This is a genomic window from Borrelia turicatae 91E135, from assembly GCF_000012085.2.
Classification (GTDB): Bacteria; Spirochaetota; Spirochaetia; order Borreliales; family Borreliaceae; genus Borrelia; species Borrelia turicatae.
On sequence record NZ_CP019368.1, the window covers coordinates 18,911 to 38,808 of the forward strand.

Genomic DNA, 19,898 nt, shown 5'->3' on the forward strand with positions numbered 1-19,898 from the left:
GATAAAAAAAATAGACTAAACATTTATGTTATAGTTAGTGAACCTTTTAAATTACATATTACTAACATAAGATTCCTATAACACTTAAAATATTATATAATAATTATATAAGGAGATTTTATGCAAGATTCATCGCTACATTCTGTTGAGAGTACACAAATTTTTAATGGGCATATTACAGAGGATATCATATATCAAGAATTTGTAAAAATGGGTATGCAAGATTTTATTGCAAATGATCTCTCTAAAAGATATTATCGTAATGAATTGACTTATAAAGATATTGAGTATTTAGAAAGTAATTTTAATCTTAAGCTTGAGATGTTAGAGTGTAGTTTAAAATCTGAAATTATTTCTGTTAAAACTGAACTTGATACCAAAATTGACATTGTTAGGAATGAATTAAAAACAGATATTGCATCTGTAAACAATGAAGTTTCTCTTGTTAGAAAAGATATGGAAATTAATAATGTGGAGCTTGATGGTAAACTTGATAAAGCTATATTAGAACTTAAGAGTACGTTAAGACTTCATGGTTGGATGTTTGGAACCCTTATTACCCTTAGTATAGGAATATCTTTAACATTAATATCCATAGTCTATTCATTGTTAAATAGATAAATTTGTATTAATAAACCCTTTCTTTAATTCATTATATGTCAGTTATTTTTTATCAAAATCATTTAATTTTTGTTAATAACAGTCAGCTTTGTCATTTGTTATATTATGCTCAATCTCTGTAAGATTATAGTGTCCATGCTTTTAGTTTTTGTTTTTATCTTGCCCCCTTGAGTAAAGAAGGAGGCACGTAATAATGAAAAGAATTACTTTAAGTGCATTATTGATGACTTTATTTTTACTTCTTGGCTGTGGGAGTGGTAGTACTAAGACTGAAGATCCTAAAACCTTATTCTTAACTTCTATTGCTAATTTAGGTAAAGGCTTCTTAGATGTTTTTACTTCACTTTCTGACATGGTTACTGGAGCTTTTGGTATTAAAGCAGAAACTAAAAAAAGCGATATAGGGAAGTATTTCACTTCTATTGAGACAACCATGAAAACAGTTAAGGATAAATTAAACACTGTGGTGGCAGAGAATAGTAACTATCCAAAAGTAAAAGAAGTAGTTGATCAATTTATTACAGGGACATTAGATAAAATTGCTGAAGGAGCTAAGACAGCTGCTAGTGGAGCTACTGATGGAGTATCAATTGGTGAGGTTGTCAAATCTGATGCTGCTGGGAATGTTTCTGATGCAGATAGTGTGAAAAATCTAGTTGTGGGAATTAAAGAAATAGTTGATTTGGTTATAAAAGATGGTGATTCAAAAGCAGATAAAACTACTCCAGTTGATGATGATAAAAAGAATATTGGTAAATTATTTGGAGCTGAGACTGCTGCTGATAAGGGAGCTGAAGATAAACATGTAGCAGCAGCAAGTGCATCAATAGGGGCTGTAAGTGGAGCTGACATATTAAAAGCTATTGCTGCTGCTAATGCTGATGCTAAGAAAGATGGTAAAGTTAGTGAAGCTACAGATGCAGCTGCTCTGGCTTTAGCCAAGGGAACTGGTACTGCTGATGATGAAAAACTTACTACTGCAGAATCTAAAAAAGATGCAGTAATAGCAGCTGGTATAGTCCTAAGAGCAATGGCAAAAGATGGTAAATTTATTGTAAAAGATATTGCTGAAAAGAAGACCGAAGCTGATGCAGCTAAAGGAGTTGCAGCTAGTGCAGTAGGTAAGACATTAAGTACTCTGATAATAGCAATAAGAAATACTGTTGATAGTGGTTTAAAGTCAATAAGTGAAGCACTATCTGCCGTTAAACAAGAAGATAAATCTTTAGAAGTTACTAAAACAGCAGAAGCAACAATTTAGTGTAAATCAATAAAGAATTATAAATAAAAAGATCAGTGCTAAATAATAAAGTCATATAAGGGAAACACTTTTCTATTTGTGAGGAGAGTAGTTTTCCTTCTTTCATTTTATCTAACAAAGATTAACTATTTATTTACTTTTAGGTTAATAAGGAGGCACGTAATAATGAAAAGAATTACTTTAAGTGCGTTATTAATGACTTTATTTTTACTTATCTCTTGTAATAATTCAGGAACTTCTCCTAAAGATGGGCAAGCAGCTAAATCTGATGGCACTGTTATTGACCTAGCTACAATAACTAAAAACATAACTGATGCTGTTGCTTTTGCTAAAGATGTTAAAGAAGTTCATACTTTAGTTAAGTCTATAGATGAGCTCGCTAAAGCTATTAAGAAAAAGATTGGTGCAAATGGGTTAGAAGCTGATGCAGGTGCTGGTGCTCACTATACTCCTTTATTGGCAGGGGCATATAGTGTGGCTACAACTATAGAATCAAAAGTAGGAGAGTTGAAAATAGCGGAATCCCTTAAAGGTTTAAATGGAAAGGTCAAAGATGTTGAGGATAAAGCCAAAGCATTTACAGCTAAGTTGAAAAATCAACATGCTACTTTGGGACTTGCTAACGGAGCTGCTACTGATGCGCATGCAAAAAATGCTATAGATAAAAGCGATAATACTGGAGATAAAGGAGCAAAAGAACTTGTTGCGCTGAACACAGCAGTAGATGCTTTGTTAAGTGCTGCAGAAGCCGCAGTAACAGCTGCAATCAAGGAGTTTACAACTCCTGCTAAACCTTCTAACACCTGAGGATAAACAATTTAATTTATTATTATAAGATTACTTTTTAATCAATCGTAATTATCTGATAAAATAAAGTCTATAAATAATAAGCTGGGAGTTTTCTTCTCTTAGCTTATTTTGTTTCTTTATTCTATCTTTACTTGCTTTACTATTTTATTATACTTCTTAAGATTTCTTATGATTTCTTTTATCTTTTAGACTTATATTTATTCCTTGATTTTAATTCATTTTATCCCTTAATGATAACTTAGATTGCTTATTTGTAGGATTCTCAGAGTAGATTCTTGAAATCTCTTATTAGTTTAAGTAATGACTTCTTAAATGTTTTTACTTCACTTTCTGATATGGTTGGAGGTGTTTTAGGTTTTAATACTAAGAAGTCTGATGTTGCAGATTACTTTAAAACCGTTCAGGATACTGTTTCATCTACTAAAGAAACTCTTAATAAGATTGTTGTTGACATGAAGAGTGAAAATAATCCTAATACTGCTGCAACTGAGACCGCAATAAATAAATTAGTTAGTGAAACACTTGATAAAATAATAGAAGGAGCAAGCGAGGCTGTAAAGGGTGCTGAAGGTAATGACTCAATTGCTAGTGTTGGTACTGCTAATGTTGGTGCTGCTGGTGAGGAAAATGCAGTTAAGTCCCTTATTGAGGGGATTGGAAAGATTGTAGAAGTGGTGCTTGGAAATAAAGGAAGTGCTGATGCTGGTGATAATAATAACGCTGAAAATGGTAATGCAAGAAATAATAATGGTGCAGGTAAACTGTTTGCTAATGCTAATGCAGGTGCTGCTGCTGAAGCAAAGAAAGTAGCAGCTGATGCAGCAAAAGCAGTAGGAGCAGTAACCGGAGCTGATATATTACAAGCTATGGTTAAAAATGATGCTGTTACGTTAGCTAAGCATGCTGGTGGTGCAGGTGCTGAGTCTAATAAAAAAGATGCAATAATAGCAGGAGGAATAGCACTGCGAGCAATAGCAAAGAATGGTAAATTTTCTGGTGCTAGTGATGGTGATGCTGATGCAAAGAAAGCAATAGAGGGAGTAGCTTTAAGTGCAGTAACAAAAGCATTAAATACACTAACAATAGCAATAAGAAATACTATTGACGTGGGACTTAAGGGTGTTAAAGATGCTATGAAAATTAATCCTAATGATACTCCTGTAACTACTGATAAGCAGATTCCTGAAATTAAAAACTAATAATCAGAATTAATAACAATAAACATAACTAAATAAAGTCATTTGAGGAAAACTCTTCTTTTCATAAGAACCGTTTTCCTTTTATTTATATTATACTTATGACTTTATTTTTACTTATGTCTTGTAATAATTCAGGAACTTCTCCTAAAGATGGGCAAGCGGCTAAATCTGATGGTACTCTTATTGACCTAGCTACAATAACTAAAAACATTACCGATGCTGTTGCTTTTGCTAAGAGTGTTAAAGACGTTCATACTTTAGTTATGTCCATTGATGAACTCGCTAAAGTTATTGGAAAAAAGATTGATGCTAATGGACTTGCTACCGAAAGTGCTCATAATGGATCCTTAATTGCAGGAGCATATAGTGTTATAGAAGCTGTGGATACTAAATTAGCATCATTAGAAAAAAAAAGTTGGGCTTTCTAGTGATTTGAAGGCAAAAGTTGGTAGTGCTAAGAAGGAAAGTACAGCATTTTTAGCTAAAGTGAAGGCAGATCATGCCAATCTTGGAAAAGAAGATGTTGATGATGCGCATGCAAAAAATGTTATAGATGTAACAGATGGTACAAAAGATAAAGGGGCCTCAGAGCTTATTAAACTCAATACAGTCATTGATGAGTTGTTAAAGGCTGCTGAAGATGCAGTAACAGCTGCAATAAATGCGCTTTCAATCCCTGCTAAGTCAGATTCCCCTACTCAATCTAACTAAGGATAAACAATTTAATTATTTATTATAAGATTGGTTTTTAATCTAAGGTAATTATCTGATAAAATAAAGTCTATAAATAATAAGCTAGGAGTTTTCTTCTCTTAGCTTATTTTGTTTCTTTATTCTCTATTTATTTGCTTTATTACTTTATTATACTTTGTAGATTTCTTTGATTACTTTTATCTTTTAGATTATATTTATACCTTGATTTTAACTTGTTTTATCACTTAATAATAACTTAGATCGCTTATTTGTAACTTTATTTTTACTTCTTAGCTGTGGCAGTGGGAGTGCTAAGGTGGAAGATCCTAAAACCACATTCTTAAACTCTATTGCTAATTTAGGTAAAGGCTTCTTAGATGTTTTTACTTCCTTTTCTGATATGATTACTGGGGCTTTTGGTATTAAGGCTGACACTAAAAAATCTGATATTGGTCAGTATTTCACTTCTATTGAGACAACTATGAACATAGTTAAAAAGAAATTACAAGATGAAGTTGAAAAGAATGGTAATTACTCAAAAATTAAATCTGTTGTTGATACATTTATCACTAACACATTAGACAAGATTGCAGAAGGGGCTAAAACAGCAGCAACAGGGGCTACAGGAGAAGATAAGATTGGTGGTGCTACTAATGCAGGTCAAGATGCTGCACCGGCAGATACTGCAAGTGTAAATGCTCTTGTTAAAGGAATTAAAACTATTGTTGACGTAGTTTTAAAAAAGGATGAGGGTAAAGCAGATGCTACTAAGACCGCAGAGGATGAGCAAAAATCAATTGCCAAATTGTTTGGTAGTACTAAAGATAATAGTACTGATGCCATAGCAGGAGCAGCAAGTGCATCAATAGGAGCAGTAAGTGGGGCTGATATTTTACAAGCTATTGCTAGCTCTGTTGATGCTAAAGATGTTGCAATTGATCAAGCAAAAGATGCTGCAAGTATTGCTATTGCCAAGAAAGAGGATAAGAATGATCTTGATGCTGCAACAAAAAAAGATGCAGTTATTGCAGGAGGTATAGCTTTAAGAGCTATGGCTAAGGATGGTAAATTTGCTTCTAAGAATGAAGCAAAATCTGCTCATGCAGCAAATGGGGCAGCTGCTAGTGCAGTAGGTAAGACTTTAAGTACTCTAATAATAGCAATAAGAAATACTGTTGATAGTGGTTTAAAGTCAATTAGTGAAGCACTAGCGGCCGTTAAACAAGAAGATAAATTCGCAGATTCTACTACACCTGCAGAAGCAGCAACTGGTGGACAGCAACAATAAAGCATTATTAATAAAACGTAACTAAATAAAGTCATTTGAGGAAAACTCTTCTTTTCATAAGAATTGTTTTCCTTTTATTTATGTCTTGTCCCCCTGAGAAAAAGGAGGCACGTAATAATGAAAAGAATTACTTTAAGTGCATTATTAATGACTTTATTTTTACTTCTTGGCTGTGGGAGTGGTCAACTTCAAGCTGAGAAACTGGCTGCTGAATCTAAAATTTCTTTCTTTGATTCACTTATTAAAATAGGTCAAGGGTTTCAAGAGATTTTTGGCATCTTTGGTAATGCTATTGGGGATACTTTTGGACTTACAGCAGTTAAATCTGATGATAAGAAAAGTAAAGTTGGTGAACACTTTGAAAGAATAAAAAAAGGTTTGGAAGATACTAATGGGAAGTTAAAAGAGCTATCAAGTGAAATCTCTGAAGCAAAAAATGCCAATAACAGCACAATTGAAGCTGTTAAGGGTGCAATTAAAGGTGCAAATGATGTTTTTGAACAACTAATTGCTTCTCTAACTAAACTTGCTGATGTAACTAAAGAAGATGCTCTACTTGGTGGTCATAATAATAATGCTGCCCCTGGTGCTGCTGATAAGGATGGAGTTGAAGCTATTATTGCAGGGGTTAAAGATATTATTGATGCAGCAGAGAAGTCTGATGTAAAGATTGAAAAAGGAACCGAAGGTGGTGCTATTACTGCTAATGCTTCTACTGATGCCCCTGCTGTTCTTGGTGGTAATAATGCTCATGCTGCTGCTGGTGCTGGTTCTAAATTAGCTGATGAGGTAACTAAGGCAGATCCATGGGCTATGATTGATAAGATTAAAAATGCTACTGCTACTACTCCTGCTAAACTTAACGGTGCCGATAATGAAGCTGGAGCACTAGCTGCTTCTAATGATAAGGCTGATGCTGCAGCTGGTGCTAAGAGTAATGCTGACCTAGTAGCAGCAGTAGCTCTCAAAGCAATGACTAAGAATGGTAAATTTAGTGCTGTTGATGCTGATAAAGATATTGTTAAGGCGGCAGCAACTAGTGCGGTAAATAAGGTATTAGGAGTACTTGATTTTATTATTAGGAAAACAGTAAGTAGCAATCTAGATAAGATAAGAGAAACTGTTAAGGGAATACAGTACTCAGAAACTACTATTGAAGCAACTGAATCTAGTACTACTATTCAACCTGCTGCTGCTAAATAAATTATCTAATTAAATAATCTAAGTAATAAAGTCATTTTAGGAAAACTCTTCTCTTTATGAGATTCGTTTTCCTTTTATCTATATCTTGTAATAATACTTAGGTTTAAATAGTATTGATAGCAATCTTTTAACAACATATACTAAGGTAAGTAAATGTTGTTATTAAGATTGTATTTGAGCTTTTTGATAAGCTAAAAAAAATAGACTAACCACTTTATGTTAGATTTAGTGACCCTCTTAAGGCACATTTTACTAAATTAAGGTTCCTATAAGGGTTAAGATATTATATAATAATTATATAAGGAGATTTTTATGGGACTTGCACAACCTGTTATTACTCAACAAATGGTTATTGCTGAACTTACCAAAGCTGGTATAAGTAAAGATATTGCTATTGATCTGTCTACAGATATTATAAAAATGAGCTTACTTATAAAGATATTGAGTATTTAGAGAGTAATTTTAACCTTAAACTTGAAAAGCTAGAAGCAACCTTACAAGCTGATATTAGAGACCTTGATAATAAAATTGACAACGTTAGAAATGAATTAAAATCTGACATTAAAGACCTGGATACCAAAATCGATTCTGTTGAGAATAATCTTAATTCCAAAATAGATACTAAATTTAATGAACTTGATAATAAGATTGATAATGTTAAAAGTGAATTAAAATCTGATATTAAAGACCTGGATAGTAAACTTAAACTACATAATTGGATGTTTGGTACCCTTATTACCCTTAGTATAGGAATATTCTTAGCATTAATGTCATTATTAGTAAAGTAAATTTATTCAACTAGCCCCTTCTTTAATTGATTACATATCAATTATTTTTTATCAAAATCATTTAATTATTTGTTAACAACAATTAATCCTGTTAATTGTTGTATCATACTCAATCTCTGCGATGTTAAAGTACTTATTCTTTTATCTTCTGTTTTTATTTTTTTTTGAAGCTTATTAACCATCTTTTTCCCCTTAGTAAAAAAGGAGGCACGTAATAATGAAAAGAATTACTTTAAGTGCATTATTGATGACTTTATTTTTACTTCTTAGCTGTGGCAGTGGACAACTTCAACCTGAGAAACTGGCTGCTGAATCTAAAATTTCTTTCTTTGATTCACTTATCAAAATAGGTCAAGGATTTCAAGAGATTTTTGGCTTTTTTGGTAATGCTATTGGAGATACTTTTGGACTTACAGTAGTTAAATCTGATGATAAGAGAAGTAAAGTTGGTGAACACTTTGAAAGAATAAAAAAAGGTTTGGAAGGTACTAAGGATAAACTAGATGGATTAGCAAAAGACATAACTTCTACTCCTCATGCTGATACTACAGGAGTTGAGGCTACAATTAAAGGTGCTAGTGACGTTATTGTAAAACTAGTTGACTTTGTAACCAAACTTGCTAGTGTAACTAATGATGATGCTTTAATTGGTGATAATGCAGCTGGTGCTGCAGTAGCTGCTGATAAAGATAGCGTTGAAACTGTTATTAAAGAAGTTAAAGCTATAATTGAGACTGCCAAAGAGTCTGGTGTACAGATTGACAAAGGCAATGACGGTGGTACTGGAGCAGCTGCTGCTGATGCTACTGCCACTGCTGCACTTGGTGATAATAATGGTGCTGGTTCTGGTTCTAAACTAGCTGATGAGATAACTAAGGCAGACCCATGGGCAATGATTGACAAGGTTAAAAATGCTAAAACCAAAGAAGGTGCCCTTAGTGCTAATGCCAATAACGATGCTGGGGCATTAGCTACTGGTGGTAATGCTAATGGCAATAATGGTGCTAAGGCGGCTACTAATGCAGACTTAGCAGCTGCTATTGCTCTTAAAGCTATGATTAAAGATGGTAGATTTAGTGCTAATGCTGCTGATAAAGATATTGTTAAGGCGGCAGCAGCAAGTGCTGTAAATAAGGTTTTAGGAGTACTTGATTTTATAATTAGGAAAACAGTAGCAATCAATCTAGATAAGATAAGAGAAACTGTTAAGGGAATACAGTACTCTGAAATTACTACTGAATCAACTGAAGCTAATACTACTCAACCCCCTGCTACTAAATGAATTATCTATTTAAATAATCTAAATAAAGTCATTTGATGGAAACTATTCTCATAAAGAGAAGAGTTTCCCTTTTGTCTATATCTTGTAATAATACTCAGGTTTAAATAGTATTGATAGCAATCATTTAACAACAGATTGATGGTAAGGCTGCATTTGAGCTTTTTGGTAAGATAAAGAAAAGAGACCTAACACTTTGTGTTGAAGATAGGGATGACGTTTTTGGTCATGGGAATGTGACTAAAACATTTCTTAATCTTAGAGCACGTATGAGTCATAAGTTTAGGATTGCTCCTATTAAACCTATAAGTAATAAATTTACTAAAATTGCTACGTTAATAGAGCCATTTGCAACATCTAAACTTAGTATTATGGATTATTCAAGTAAGTCAGCTATATCTGATATTTATAAGTACAAAGGAGATGGTAAGAGTGATGATGATTCATTAGATAGCATGTAAGCATCATATATGTTATTGACTTTGGGAGTGCGTAATCTTAAAGCACATTTTACTAAAATAAGGTTCCTATAACACTTAAAATATTATATAATAATTATATAAGGAGTGTTTTTATGGGACTTGCTCAACCTGTTATTACTCAACAAATGGTTATATCAGAACTTACCAAGGCTGGTATTAATAGAGATATTGCTATTGATTTGTCTTACAGATATTATAAAAATGAACTGACTTACAAGGATATTGAATTCTTAAAAGAAAACTTTGATATTAAACTTGAAAAAGTCGAAGCTCTTTTACAAGCTGAAATTAAATCTGTCAAGACTGAACTGGATAACAAAATAGATACAGTTGAGAATAATCTTAACACTAAGATAGATACCAAATTCAATGAACTGGATAACAAGATTAATACAGTTGAGAATAATCTTAACATCAAGATTGATACTAAATTCAATGAACTTGATAATAAGATTGATACAGTTAGGAATGAATTAAAATCTGATATTGCATCTGTTAGTAATGAAATTTCTCTTGTTCGAAAAGATATGGAAATTAATAAAATCAAGTTTGATAGTACATCAAGACTTCATGGTTGGATGTTTGGCACTCTTATTACTCTTAATATAGGAATATTCTTAGCATTAATGTCATTATTAGTAAAGTAAATTTATTTACCTAAAGCCTTCCTTATTTAATTGACCTTCTGTCAATTATTTTTTAGTCATTTTTTTACAAAATCATTTAATTTTTTGTTAGAGACAATTAGTAAATTAGTTGTTTTTAATCTCTGAAATGTTAAATTATCTATGCGTTCTTAGTTTTTGTTTTTATGTTTATCAAATCTTGTTAATTATCTTGCCCCTTTTGAGTAATAAGGAGGCACGTAATAATGAAAAGAATTACTTTAAGTGCATTATTAATGACTTTATTTTTATCTTGCAATAAGGAGGGACTATAATATGAAGAATAAATTAAATGAGAGAATTAAAAACTTTAATATAACTATACTTATATCTTTGTTCTTACTTCTTAGCTGTGGCAGTGGTCAACTTCAAGCTGGTAAGGATGGCGAGGCAGCTACAGGTGGAAGCAGTTTAAGTGCAGTATTAATGGAAGTAGTAAGAAGTACTGAAAATGTCTTTTACTCATTTATGACATTGGTTTCAGATGTATTAGGCTTTACTGTAACTAAAGATACAACTAAGAATCAGGTAGGAGAGCATTTTAATAAGCTAGGTAAGAAGCGTGGAGTAGCATCAGCAGAATTAGAAGAGGTAGCAAAAAAAGCAACATTAGGTGTTGATAAAAATGATGTATCAAAAAATCCAATTAGAGTAGCAGTTGAAGCAGCTAAGGTTACTTTAAGTACATTAAAAGAACATTTAGGGTCTTTAAAAGATATAGGTGATGCTAATCCAATAGGTGAAGCAGCAAGTAATAAAGAAGGAACATCAGCAAGTATAGATGGATTAAATAAAGCTCTTAAAGCATTGAAGGAAATAGTAAGAGCAGCAAAGGAAACAGGTGTTCCAGAGCCAAAGGCAGGGACTGCAGCATTAAATGTAACTGGGACAGATAATAAAGAAGGAGCTAAAATATTATCTATTAGTAGTGCTCACAAGCCAGCAGCAACAGATGCAGGAAAAGCAGCAGCAATACTGTCAACAGTAAGTGGAGAGGAAATGCTAGCATCAATAGTTGTATCAGAAGAAGGTGATGAAGAACTAAAAAAAGCTGCGGATGAAAATACGACTGCGATAAGTTTCGCAAAAGGAGGTAATGGAGATTTCTTAGGAAAAGCTGTGACTCCAAAAGCGGCAGCAGTAGCAGGAGGGATAGCATTGCGTTCACTGGTTAATGCAGGGAAACTAGCATCAGGAGCTGCAGATAAGAATTCAGGAGGAAAAGAAGATGTACAAGCAGTAGGTATAGATGCAGTAAATAAGTTGTTAGGAGCAGTAGAAGATATAATTAAAAAGACAGTAAAGAATGTGCTTGAAAAAGTAAAGAAAGAAGTAGATGAATCAAGAGAGCCAAAGGCAGCGGTTTCAAAGTTAAGTCAGCAATAAGATAAATTAATTACTTAAAAGTAAGAGTAGAAGGCAATTTTAGAGATAAGTCTAGTATGCCTTCTATGTTGTTGTAATGGAAAATCAGAAGTTAGATAGTCTGGTAGTAATGCAGATAATCTTAAAGTTATATTTTAATCTTTTATATCTAATTTAGAAAAAGATTTGTTATTTGTTTTTACTTCTTTTGGTTATGTTGTGTCTGATGCTTTTGGTATTAAGGCTGCTACTAAAAAGAGCGATATTGAACATTATTTATAGTTATTGCAACCACTATGCAAACATTAAAAGATAAATTAAAATATTGTGGTGGCAAGGAATGGTAATTGTGAGAATATAAGGAAGTAGTTGATAAGTTTATTACAAGGATATTGACAGGATTGTTGTAGGAGCAAAAGAAATCCGCTGGTTTTGTTACTGATGTAGCATCAATTGGTGGTATTATGAAATTCTAATGATTTGTATTAGTAGTTTATACTACAAGTGTAAAGGACCTTGTTGAAGGAATTAAATAAATTTTTGATTTGGTATTTAAAGGAGGGAATGGACAAGCAGAGAAACCTAATCTTGATCTTAGGATGATAAGAAGAAACTTGGTAAGTTATTTGGGGCTTAAATATTAAAAAGCTATTGCTGTTAAGAAAGATGATAAAGTTAAGGAATATAAAGATGTAGTGAAGCTGTATTTAGCTAAGAAGGGTACTTATAATGATTAAAACTTATTATTGTAAAATCTAAAAAAGATATACCTATACAGGTATTATAGCATTAAGAGCTATGTCTAGGAATGGTAAGTTTGTTTAATGAGTAACGCTGATGAGTCAAAGAAATTAATATCGGGATTAGTAGTAAGTGCTGTTACTAATGCATTAAATACTTTAACTATTGCAGTAAGAAATACTGTTGATAGTGGATTAAAAACAATCAATGAAACACTAGCAGCCGTTAAACAAGAAGATAAGTCTGCAGAAGCTACTACACCTGCAGGCGCAGTAACTGGTGGCCAGCAATAATAAATAATTATCAATAAAACATACATGACTAAATAAAGTCATTTGAGGAAAACTTTTCTCTCTTCATAAGAATTGTTTTCCTTTTATTTTTATCTTGCCCCTTTGAGTTAATAAGGAGGCACGTAATAATGAAAAGAATTACTTTAAGTGCGTTATTAATGACTTTATTTTTACTCTTATCTTGTAATAATTCAGCTACTACTCCTAAAGAAGGGCAAGCTGCTAAGCCTGATGGCACAATCCTTGACCTAGCTACAATAACTAAAAACATTACCGATGCTGTTGCTTTTGCTAAGAGTGTTAAAGACGTTCATACTTTAGTTAAATCCATTGATGAGCTTGCTAAAGCTATCGGGAAAAAAATTGGTGCCAATGGTCTTGAAACTGATGCTGATAAGAATGCAAAATTAATTTCAGGAGCATATAGTGTAATATCAGCTGTAGATACTAAATTAGCATCATTAGAAAAAAAAGTTGGAATTTCTGATGACTTAAAGGGAAAAATTACTACTGTTAAGAATGCAAGTACATCCTTTTTAACCAAGGCTAAATCAAAGACAGCTGATCTTGGTAAAGATGATGTTAAGGATGCTGATGCGAAGACAGCTATAGATATAGCAGATACTGGAGCCAAGGATAAAGGCGCGGAAGAGCTTATTAAACTCAATACAGCAATTGATGCTTTGTTAACTTCTGCTGAAGCTGCAGTAACAGCTGCAATAAATGCGCTTTCAACTCCTGCTAAGTCAGCATCTACTGTTCAATCTAACTAAGGATAAACAAGTTAATTTATTATTATAAGATTACTTTTTAATTAATCGTAATTATCTGATAAAATAAAGTCTATAAATAATAAGCTAGGAGTTTTTTTCTCTTAGCTTTTTTTGTTTCTTTATTCTTTCTCTACTTGCTTTACTACTTTATTATACTTCTTTAGATTTCTTATGATTACTTATTAATTTTAGATTTATATTTATGTATTGTTTTTATCTTGTTTTATTACTTAATAATAACTTCTATTTTTTATTTTTACTTCTTAGCTGTGGCAGTGGGAGTGCTAAGGTGGAAGATCCTAAAACCACATTCTTAAACTCTATTGCTAATTTGGGTAAAGGTTTCTTAGATGTTTTTACTTCCTTTTCTGATATGGTTGCTGGCGCTTTTGGTATTAAAGCTGACACTAAGAAATCTGATATTGGTCAGTATTTCACTGATATTGAAAAGACTATGACATCTGTTAAAAAGAAATTACGAGATGAAGTTGTTACGAATGGGAATTACTCAAAACTTAAATCTGTTGTTGATACATTTATCACTAACACATTAGACAAGATTGCAGAAGGAGCTAAAGAAGCGGCTAAAGGGGCTACTGGTGATGCTGCTATTGGTGGTGCTACTAAAGATGGTCAAGATCCTGCACCTGCAGAGGTTGCAAGTGTCAACTCCCTTGTTAAAGGAATTAAAGATATAGTTGGTGTGGTTCTAAAAAAGGGTGAAGGAGATGCAAGCGCTACTAAGACTGGTAACACAGAGCAAAAATCAATTGGTAAGTTGCTTGGTAAAAAGGATGATGGGACAGAAGCACATGCTGCTGCTGCTAGTGCATCAATAGGAGCAGTAACTGGTGCTGATATTTTACAAGCTATTGCTAAGTCTGATGCAGTTTCTGATGATCCTAAAATTGAAAACGCGAAAAATGCTGCTGACATTGCTGCTGCTAAGGCTGATGCTAATGGTAAAGATTTTGGAGATGGGCAGAAAGATGCAGTTATTGCTGCTGGTATTGCTTTAAGAGCCATGGCTAAGGATGGTAAGTTTGCTTCTAAGCAAAATGAAGATAAATCCGCTCATGCAGTGAATGGAGCAGCTGCTAGTGCTGTTGGTAAGACTTTAAGTACTCTAATAATAGCAATAAGAAATACTGTTGATAGTGGATTGCAAACAATAAATGCAGTTCTTGCTACGGTTACACAAGAAGATAAGTCTGCAGAAGCTACTACACCTGCAGACGCAACAGCTAGTGGACAGTAACAATAAATAATGATTAATAACAAATACATAACTAAATAAAGTCATTTGAGGAAAACTCTTCTCTTCATAAGAATTGTTTTCCTTTTATTTATATTATATTAATGACTTTATTTTTACTTCTTAGCTGTGGCAGTGGGAGTGCTAAGGTGGAAGATCCTAAAACCTTATTCTTAACTTCTATTGCTAATTTAGGTAAAGGCTTCTTAGATGTTTTTACTTCACTTTCTGATATGGTTGCTGGGGCTTTTGGCATTAAAGCTGAGACTAAGAAGTCTGACATTGGTCAGTACTTCACTGATATTGAAACTACTATAAACACAGTTAAAAAGAAGTTACAAGAGGAAGTTGCTACGAATGGTAACTATCTAAAGATAAAGGGAGTAGTTGATACATTTATCACTAACACATTAGATAAAATAGCAGAAGGGGCTAAAACAGCAGCTAAAGGGGCTACTACTGATGTTGTTATTGGTAATGCTAAACAAAATGAGGATGCTGTACCTGGAGAAACAGCAAGTGTAAATGCTCTTGTTAAAGGAATTAAAACTATTGTTGACGTAGTTTTAAAAGATAATGAAGGAAATCCAGATGCTACTAAAACCGCAGATACTGAAAAAAAGTCAGTTGGTAATTTGCTTGCTAAAGGAAGTGCTAATGATGGAACAGAAGCACAAGCTGCTGCAGCTAGTGCTTCAATCGGAGCTATAACTGGCGCTGACATTCTAAAAGCTATTGCTAAGTCTGAGAAAGCTACTGCAAATAAAGATATTAATGTAGTAAATAATGCGGCAGAGATTGCGATTGCTAAAAATGATAGTGCTACTAAAACTCTTGATGCAGCACAAAAGGACGCAGTTATTGCAGCAGGGATAGCATTGCGAGCAATGGCTAAGGATGGTAAATTTGCTGCTAAACAAAATGAAGAGAAATCTGCTCATGCAGTTAATGGTGCTGTTGCTAGTTCTGTTGGTAAGACTTTAAGTACTCTTATTATTGCTATTAGAAATACTGTTGATACTGGTTTAAAAACGATAAGTGATGCTCTTGCTACAGTTACACAAGAAGATAAATCTGCAGATTCTACTACACCTGCAGATGCAACAGCTATTGGACAGCAACAATAAAGAATTATTAATAAACATAACTAAATAAAGTCATTTGAGGAAAACTTTTCTCTTCATAAGAATTGTTTTCCTTTTTTACTATCTGTAATAATACTCAGGTTTAAATAGTATTGATAGCAATCCTTTAACAACATATACTAAGGTAAGTAAATGTTGTTATTAAGATTGTATTTGAGCTTTTTGATAAACCAAAAGAAATTGACCTAACACTTTATTTTGAAGATAGGGATAACACTTCTGGCATGGGAATGTGACTAAAATCTTTCTTAATCTTAGAGAAGGTATGAGTCATAAGTTTAAAATTGCTCCAATTAAACCTATAAGTAATAAATTTACGAAAATTGCTACGTTAATAGAACCATTTGCTACATCTAAACTTAGTATTATGGATTATTCAAGTAAGTCAGCTATATCTGATATTTATAAGTACAAAGGAGATGGTAAGAGTGATGATGATTTATTAGATAGCCTCTCAGCATCATATATGTTATTGACTTTGGGAGTGCGTAATCTTAAAGCACATTTTACTAAAATAAGGTTCCTATAACACTTAAAATATTATATAATAATTATATAAGGAGTGTTTTATGGGACTTGCTCAACCAGTAGTTACTCAACAAATGGTTATAGCAGAACTTACCAAGGCTGGTATTAATAGAGATATTGCTATTGATCTGTCTTACAGATATTATCGTAATGAACTGACTTATAAAGATATTGAATTCTTAAAAGAAAACTTTGATATAAAGCTTGAAAAAGTTGAAGCTCTTTTACAAGCTGAGATTCAAAGGGTTGAGACAACATTAAAATCCGATATTAAAGACCTGGATAATAAATTCGATACTAAATTCAATGAACTTGATAACAAGATTAATACTGTTGAGAATAATCTTAACATCAAGATTGAAAAAGTTGAAGCTCTTTTACAAGCTGAGATTAAATCTGTCAAGACTGAACTTGATAATAAAATAGATACTAAATTCAATGAACTCGATACCAAAATAGATACAGTTGAGAATAATCTTAATAATAAGATTGATAACGTTAGAAGTGAATTAAAATCCGATATTAAAGACCTGGATAATAAGATTGATAATGTTAGAAATGAGGTTTCTCTTGTTCGAAAAGATATGGAAATTAACAGAATGGAGCTTGATAATAAACTTGATAAAACTGCATCAGAATTTAAAAGTACATCAAGACTACATAATTGGATGTTTGGAACTCTAATTACCCTTAATATAGGAATATTTTTAGCATTAATATCATTATTAGTAAAGTAAATTTATTTACCTAGTCCCTTCTTTAATTGACCTTCTGTCAATTATTTTTTAGTCATTTTTTTAACAAAATTATTTAAATTTTTGTTAAAAACAATCAATTTTATTAATTGTTGTATCACGCACAGCCTCTGTAAGATTATAGTGCCTATACTTTTAGTTTTTGTTTTTATGCTTATCAAAACTTGTTAGCCATCTTTTCCCTATGGTTAATAAGGAGGCACGTAATAATGAAAAGAATTACTTTAAGTGCGTTATTGATGACTTTATTTTTATCTTGCAATAAGGAGGGACTATAATATGAAGCATAGATTAAATGAGAGAATTAAAAACTTTAATATAACTATACTTATATCTTTGTTCTTACTTCTTAGCTGTGGCAGTGGTCAACTTCAAGCTGGTAAGGATGGCGAGGCAGCTACAGGTGGAAGCAGTTTAAGTGCAGTAATTTCAATCTCAAGACAATTGTTTTTGGATGCTTTGTTTCTTTTGGAAATTTATTAAAAGGATTACTTGGTCTTACTGTAGATACAACTAAGAAAGAAGTGGGAGAACAATTGGGTAAGCTTGGAGAAGCAGTACAATTAGTTAAAGTTAAATTAGAAGAGCTAAAGGGAAATGAACAGTTTAATTTAATAAAAGACAAAGCTGAAAGTACAATAAATAAGGCAATTGGTACTTTAGGAAAGATATTTGAAGGAGCAAGTAAAATTAAGGATGCTACTGTAGTGCTAATGGTAAAGTTGGTGGTAAAGTTGATGATACTGAGAATGCAGCACCAGCAAATACAGAAAGTGTAAAGGGTCTTGTTGAAGGGATTAACTTAATTTATGAAGCAGCAAAGGAAATTGGTGTTGATCTAAAAGGAAATGCTAATAAGCAGATTGAGGATTCTAAAGAGATTGCAAAGTTATTTAAAGACACTGGTGATGTTGGTGCTGATGCTAAGGCACTAAGTGGAGCCAAGAGAGCAGTAATTGCAGCTAGTGGTTCAGATATATTAGCTGCAATTGAAGCAGCTAAGGATACAAGTAGCAAGCAGGTAATATTAGTGCAGCAAAAAATGCTTATGACATTGCAGTTGCTAATAAAGATAATACAGATGCAGGTGCTGATGTTAGGGACAAAGGGCCAGTAATAGCAGCCGGTTTAGCTTTGAGAGCTATGGCAAAGGATGGTAAATTAGCAACTGTTGCTACTCATGCACCAGGACAAGCAGTGAATGCAGTATTAATAGGAGTAGTTGGTAAAACTGTAATGAGATAGTATCTATTGTAAGAAGAACAGTTGATAAATGTTTAAAAGATGTTGATGATTGCATAAAAGAAGATTCCAGTAGTGTAGTGAAAGCTAAGTAATATAGTGTGGTGTTTAAATTATTCATTGGAATGAGTTTTGACAAGCAGGAATTCTTACAAGGAATCCCTGCTTTTTTTTAATTTACTACCTTATCTCCTGCTGATTAATAAAATAAGATATAGAATACAAATTAGGCTTATCTTGAGGGTTGCTTTTTATTCTTATTTTAAGTAATTAATCTATCTATTTGTGTTTTTGGATCTCTTGTTTGCTCTATTTTTCTTTTGTTTTTTAAAGTGTTGCCTTTATTGTCTTTCACTTCTATTGATAACTTATTGACTGCTGTTATTTTTATGAACGTAGTGCTATCCCGCTCTTTAATATATTTCTTTTCCTTATCCAATATCCGAATAAGTACAAGAGTAATTGTGTTGTCAAAGGGACTTATGGAGAGAATATATAAGTTGAAAGTAGAACATCTGTTATTAAAGCAAGGAATGGTAGACGTTTAAGTCTTGAGAAGAGAGAAAAAATAGAGAAGGAAAGAGAAGAAGAGATATGTCTATAATAATTTCAACAAACAGGGTTAATTATTATTATCGAAGTTAATCCCATGTGTTTCAAACTCATCATCATATGAATATATTCCTTTGTAAAACTGGAAGTATGATTCTTTACTAAACCTGTTAATCATGCAAGACCAAACTCACGAAGCATACCGGAACGTTTAAGCTCAATCCTATGTAATAGTAAAGCAGTAGAGACGCTTGATTAACATCTAATGTGTCAATGTTAATACCACGTGTACTAAGTATCATTCCAAGTAGATCTGTCTGATTTTTAAATTTTTCAAAACTTAAAATTTCGTCAGTTATACTTAAGAGAGCTTTAATTTTTAAGTAAAGCTCCCCAAATCTTCCAGATGATTCTACATCACTATCCATAAGTTACAATCCCTTAACTTTGTTTAATATCAACTCTTAAAATAGTATTATCTATTGCCAAGAGTCCACCAAGTACAAAATCAAGGTATGAATGTGCAATACCAGTTGGATCTTCATCAACATGTTTATTTGGTATTGGCAACATTGTGTTTACTTGTTTTTAACTTTAGTAATTTTGGATTTAATGGATAAATTAGTATCTGATTTTTTAGTAAATGACTTGTCTTTAAGTAGACTTCTTGTTTATTATTAACAGCCTGAATTGTATTAATAAGGAAGTCTTTCTATGAATAAGTTGAAGAATAAACATTAGATGATGAATTTGTTATTGCATATGGTTCAACAAGTTTCAAACTTGTTGAACCATATGCAATAACAAATTCATCATCAAGTTCTAATTTTAAAAGTCCAGATTTAATCTTTTCAAATATCTTATCCATCTTATCTTTATCGCTACTACTTACTTCTTCTTTGACTTGGTTTGGCATATTAAGTAGTCCATACATATTATCAGAAAATGTTTTTTCGATTT

Annotated in this window: 19 protein-coding genes and 7 pseudogenes; 22 read left to right on the forward strand and 4 right to left on the reverse strand. The window is 32.5% G+C overall.

Annotation, left to right across the window (positions count from 1 at the left end; genetic code table 11):
* Positions 1-120: 120 nt before the first annotated feature.
* The 22 genes and pseudogenes from bdr (BT0_RS05325) (at position 121) to BT0_RS05415 (ending at position 18,481) form a co-directional block, all read left to right on the forward strand.
* The gene (gene bdr, locus BT0_RS05325) at positions 121-621 is read left to right on the forward strand and encodes a Bdr family repetitive protein (RefSeq protein WP_088895227.1); all 501 of its coding nucleotides are present in this window, start codon (positions 121-123) and stop codon (positions 619-621) included.
* 193 nt (positions 622-814) lie between these two features.
* Positions 815-1,882 (forward strand): variable large family protein, encoded by a 1,068-nt coding sequence (locus BT0_RS05330; protein ID WP_088895228.1) that lies wholly within the window; start codon positions 815-817, stop codon positions 1,880-1,882.
* A 165-nt stretch (positions 1,883-2,047) separates the two neighbouring features.
* Complete coding sequence (locus BT0_RS05335) at positions 2,048-2,689, forward strand: Vsp/OspC family lipoprotein (RefSeq protein WP_088895229.1); 642 nt, start codon at positions 2,048-2,050, stop codon at positions 2,687-2,689.
* Between the two features lie 260 nt (positions 2,690-2,949).
* A pseudogene (locus BT0_RS05340) lies at positions 2,950-3,891 on the forward strand (variable large family protein); the annotation flags it as partial.
* Positions 3,892-4,007: 116 nt separating this feature from the next.
* Positions 4,008-4,319 (forward strand): Vsp/OspC family lipoprotein, encoded by a 312-nt coding sequence (locus tag BT0_RS06170; protein WP_335633050.1) that lies wholly within the window; start codon positions 4,008-4,010, stop codon positions 4,317-4,319.
* 4 nt (positions 4,320-4,323) lie between these two features.
* Positions 4,324-4,602: a Vsp/OspC family lipoprotein gene (locus BT0_RS06175; RefSeq protein WP_335633051.1), complete on the forward strand. Its 279-nt coding sequence runs from the start codon at positions 4,324-4,326 to the stop codon at positions 4,600-4,602.
* A gap of 247 nt (positions 4,603-4,849) precedes the next feature.
* Positions 4,850-5,872: pseudogene (locus tag BT0_RS05350) on the forward strand (variable large family protein); the annotation flags it as partial.
* Positions 5,873-5,989: 117 nt separating this feature from the next.
* Positions 5,990-7,075 (forward strand): variable large family protein, encoded by a 1,086-nt coding sequence (locus BT0_RS05355; RefSeq protein WP_145954728.1) that lies wholly within the window; start codon positions 5,990-5,992, stop codon positions 7,073-7,075.
* 312 nt (positions 7,076-7,387) lie between these two features.
* Positions 7,388-7,863 (forward strand): annotated as a pseudogene (gene bdr / locus BT0_RS06030) (Bdr family repetitive protein).
* Positions 7,864-8,080: 217 nt separating this feature from the next.
* Positions 8,081-9,145 (forward strand): variable large family protein, encoded by a 1,065-nt coding sequence (locus BT0_RS05365; RefSeq protein WP_161491445.1) that lies wholly within the window; start codon positions 8,081-8,083, stop codon positions 9,143-9,145.
* 233 nt (positions 9,146-9,378) lie between these two features.
* Entirely contained in the window at positions 9,379-9,603 is a 225-nt protein-coding gene (locus BT0_RS05370; protein WP_088895176.1) for a hypothetical protein, read from the forward strand.
* Positions 9,604-9,716: 113 nt separating this feature from the next.
* A complete protein-coding gene (bdr, locus tag BT0_RS06035; protein WP_236842876.1) occupies positions 9,717-10,271 on the forward strand; it encodes a Bdr family repetitive protein in 555 nt (184 codons plus the stop codon).
* A 294-nt stretch (positions 10,272-10,565) separates the two neighbouring features.
* Positions 10,566-11,675: a variable large family protein gene (locus BT0_RS05380; protein ID WP_088895233.1), complete on the forward strand. Its 1,110-nt coding sequence runs from the start codon at positions 10,566-10,568 to the stop codon at positions 11,673-11,675.
* 165 nt (positions 11,676-11,840) lie between these two features.
* Positions 11,841-11,936, forward strand: coding sequence for a variable large family protein (locus tag BT0_RS05870; protein ID WP_161491447.1), 96 nt, complete (start codon positions 11,841-11,843; stop codon positions 11,934-11,936).
* Positions 11,937-12,157: 221 nt separating this feature from the next.
* Positions 12,158-12,288: pseudogene (locus BT0_RS06220) on the forward strand (variable large family protein); the annotation flags it as partial.
* A 149-nt stretch (positions 12,289-12,437) separates the two neighbouring features.
* Positions 12,438-12,688: pseudogene (locus BT0_RS05385) on the forward strand (variable large family protein); the annotation flags it as partial.
* 128 nt (positions 12,689-12,816) lie between these two features.
* Positions 12,817-13,461 (forward strand): Vsp/OspC family lipoprotein, encoded by a 645-nt coding sequence (locus BT0_RS05390; RefSeq protein ID WP_088895120.1) that lies wholly within the window; start codon positions 12,817-12,819, stop codon positions 13,459-13,461.
* Positions 13,462-13,663: 202 nt separating this feature from the next.
* Entirely contained in the window at positions 13,664-14,719 is a 1,056-nt protein-coding gene (locus tag BT0_RS05395; protein ID WP_088895121.1) for a variable large family protein, read from the forward strand.
* Positions 14,720-14,820: 101 nt separating this feature from the next.
* A complete protein-coding gene (locus BT0_RS05400) occupies positions 14,821-15,843 on the forward strand; it encodes a variable large family protein (RefSeq protein ID WP_088895122.1) in 1,023 nt (340 codons plus the stop codon).
* 250 nt (positions 15,844-16,093) lie between these two features.
* Positions 16,094-16,390 carry a hypothetical protein gene (locus tag BT0_RS05405; protein WP_088895235.1) on the forward strand — a complete coding sequence of 99 codons (297 nt, stop codon included), beginning with the start codon at positions 16,094-16,096 and terminating at the stop codon, positions 16,388-16,390.
* A gap of 40 nt (positions 16,391-16,430) precedes the next feature.
* Positions 16,431-17,126 (forward strand): Bdr family repetitive protein, encoded by a 696-nt coding sequence (gene bdr / locus BT0_RS06040; RefSeq protein ID WP_236842862.1) that lies wholly within the window; start codon positions 16,431-16,433, stop codon positions 17,124-17,126.
* Between the two features lie 297 nt (positions 17,127-17,423).
* Positions 17,424-18,481: pseudogene (locus BT0_RS05415) on the forward strand (variable large family protein).
* Between the two features lie 167 nt (positions 18,482-18,648).
* Here BT0_RS05415 and BT0_RS05875 read toward each other — a convergent pair.
* From BT0_RS05875 to BT0_RS05880, 4 genes and pseudogenes are all read right to left on the reverse strand, one after another.
* Positions 18,649-18,825: a hypothetical protein gene (locus tag BT0_RS05875; RefSeq protein WP_161491448.1), complete on the reverse strand. Its 177-nt coding sequence runs from the start codon at positions 18,823-18,825 to the stop codon at positions 18,649-18,651.
* Positions 18,826-19,108: 283 nt separating this feature from the next.
* Complete coding sequence (locus BT0_RS05420; RefSeq protein WP_088895125.1) at positions 19,109-19,366, reverse strand: DUF3890 domain-containing protein; 258 nt, start codon at positions 19,364-19,366, stop codon at positions 19,109-19,111.
* A gap of 13 nt (positions 19,367-19,379) precedes the next feature.
* Complete coding sequence (locus tag BT0_RS06135) at positions 19,380-19,511, reverse strand: hypothetical protein (protein ID WP_257789428.1); 132 nt, start codon at positions 19,509-19,511, stop codon at positions 19,380-19,382.
* Between the two features lie 139 nt (positions 19,512-19,650).
* Positions 19,651-19,898: pseudogene (locus tag BT0_RS05880) on the reverse strand (hypothetical protein); the annotation flags it as partial.

Bases quoted from the DNA above. Each gene is read 5' to 3' on its own strand.
- bdr (WP_088895227.1), top strand. From the start codon at position 121: ATGCAAGATTCATCGCTACATTCTGTTGAGAGTACACAAATTTTTAAT.
- BT0_RS05330 (WP_088895228.1), top strand. From the start codon at position 815: ATGAAAAGAATTACTTTAAGTGCATTATTGATGACTTTATTTTTACTT.
- BT0_RS05335 (WP_088895229.1), top strand. From the start codon at position 2,048: ATGAAAAGAATTACTTTAAGTGCGTTATTAATGACTTTATTTTTACTT.
- BT0_RS06170 (WP_335633050.1), top strand. From the start codon at position 4,008: ATGTCTTGTAATAATTCAGGAACTTCTCCTAAAGATGGGCAAGCGGCT.
- BT0_RS05355 (WP_145954728.1), top strand. From the start codon at position 5,990: ATGAAAAGAATTACTTTAAGTGCATTATTAATGACTTTATTTTTACTT.
- BT0_RS05365 (WP_161491445.1), top strand. From the start codon at position 8,081: ATGAAAAGAATTACTTTAAGTGCATTATTGATGACTTTATTTTTACTT.
- bdr (WP_236842876.1), top strand. From the start codon at position 9,717: ATGGGACTTGCTCAACCTGTTATTACTCAACAAATGGTTATATCAGAA.
- BT0_RS05380 (WP_088895233.1), top strand. From the start codon at position 10,566: ATGAAGAATAAATTAAATGAGAGAATTAAAAACTTTAATATAACTATA.
- BT0_RS05390 (WP_088895120.1), top strand. From the start codon at position 12,817: ATGAAAAGAATTACTTTAAGTGCGTTATTAATGACTTTATTTTTACTC.
- BT0_RS05395 (WP_088895121.1), top strand. From the start codon at position 13,664: ATGTATTGTTTTTATCTTGTTTTATTACTTAATAATAACTTCTATTTT.
- BT0_RS05400 (WP_088895122.1), top strand. From the start codon at position 14,821: ATGACTTTATTTTTACTTCTTAGCTGTGGCAGTGGGAGTGCTAAGGTG.
- bdr (WP_236842862.1), top strand. From the start codon at position 16,431: ATGGGACTTGCTCAACCAGTAGTTACTCAACAAATGGTTATAGCAGAA.
- BT0_RS05420 (WP_088895125.1), bottom strand. From the start codon at position 19,366: ATGGATAGTGATGTAGAATCATCTGGAAGATTTGGGGAGCTTTACTTA.
- BT0_RS06135 (WP_257789428.1), bottom strand. From the start codon at position 19,511: ATGTTGCCAATACCAAATAAACATGTTGATGAAGATCCAACTGGTATT.